We start from the raw sequence: 1,418 nt of genomic DNA, 5'->3' as shown, positions 1-1,418 counted from the left end.
CAGCATCACGCTGACGCTCGCGTCGCCCAGCGTCAGCGCGGGCTGGGAGGCCACCAGCGGCCCGCCCTGCATGGCGTGTTCGAGCAGCAGCAGGGCGCAGATCCCCGTCGCGCCGAAGGCGTACGTCTGCCAGGCGGTCAGGAACGCGCCGACACCGCCCTCGCCGAGCAGGGGCACGGAGTCCTTCATCAGGGCGGCCGTCAGGGCATAGCAGATGGCGGTCGCGCCGCCCAGGCAGCCGGCCCGGGCCCGTCCCGGCGGTCGCCGCAGTCCGGCCCCCGCCAGGGCCACCGCCGCGCCCGCGCACGCCCCGAGGGCCGGGAACCACCGGTCGAGCGGTACGTGGGTGCGGTTCCCGTCGGGCGAGGCCGCCACCAGCGCCACCCCCAGCCCGACGACCACCGCCGTGACGGACAGCCACAGCGCGCCCCGCAGCCGCTGCCGCGCCGCGAGCGAGGCGATCATCAGCGCGAGCGGCAATTCCAGTACGAACAGCGGCTGTACGAGGACCAGCGCGCCCGTGGCCAAGGCGGCGGCCTGGCCCACTCCGGCGGCGATCACGGCCAGGATCCCGAAGAGCCACACGGGCCGTTTCAGCAGGTCGAGGACCAGCCCGGGGCGGAAGCCCTTGCCCTGCGGCACGGTGAGCGCGGCCCGGCGCTGGAGCACGGTGGCCAGGGCGTTGCTGAAGGCCGCGAACAGCGCGCAGAAGACCGGCAGGACGAAGCCCATCCGCCGATCCTCACCGGGCCTGCCGCCGTCCCGCCCCGCCGACACGCTCCCGCAGTGCCGATTCCCCCTGTCCGGGCCTCACGCACCGGTGCCGACGCCGGCCCGGTCCAGTGCGAGGGAGGCCAGCGCCTGTGGCGCGCCGGCCTGCCCCCGGATCCCGGGAAAAGCGTTGATGTCCACGATCAGCGGGGTGCCGCCGCCCGAGTCGATGACGTCGACCCCGTAGACGTCCAGCGCGAACGCCTCCCCGGCCCGGCGCACCAGCTCCGCCCAGCCGTCCGGCAGTTCGGCCACGGCGAGCGGCCGGGCCTCCCGGTCGGAGCCGGGCGCGAGTTCGGAGCGGCGCAGGGCGGCGAAGAGCCGGTCCCCGATCGCCCACAGCTTGTGGTCCCAGCCGCTGTTCGGGGCGAACTCCTGGACCACCACCGGCTCCTCGGGCCACGCGGCCGCCAGCTCCCGCAGCCGCACCGGGTCGCCGACCCGGGCCACCAGGTCGTGGCGGCGGCTGTAGCGGCTCTTGACGACCACGGGGGAGCGCAGCGGGCCGCCGGATGCCCAGGCCGAAAGGGTGTCGTACGTACGGGTCCCCGCGAACGGCAGTCCGGCGCGCGCCGCCAGCTCCGCCATCGCCGTGCGGTCCTGGCAGAGCGTGGTCGCCGCAGCGGAGTTGACCACGGGCACCCCGC

The 1,418-nt window shown here is 75.9% G+C and carries 2 protein-coding genes; both read right to left on the bottom strand.

Going from position 1 to position 1,418, the window contains the following annotated elements; translation table 11 throughout:
- A partial coding sequence (locus AB0B01_RS30750) for a DMT family transporter (protein ID WP_361726252.1) occupies positions 1-732 on the bottom strand: 732 nt, incomplete at its 3' end.
- Between the two features lie 78 nt (positions 733-810).
- On the bottom strand, positions 811-1,418 hold a 608-nt coding region (locus AB0B01_RS30745), incomplete at its 5' end, for an alpha-L-glutamate ligase (protein ID WP_361726249.1).

The sequence above is a fragment of the Streptomyces sp. NPDC044571 genome, from assembly GCF_040647115.1.
In the GTDB taxonomy this organism is placed as follows: domain Bacteria; phylum Actinomycetota; class Actinomycetes; order Streptomycetales; family Streptomycetaceae; genus Streptomyces.
The sequence above is the reverse complement of the archived record's forward strand: the minus strand, read 5'-3'. Positions and strand labels throughout refer to the sequence as shown.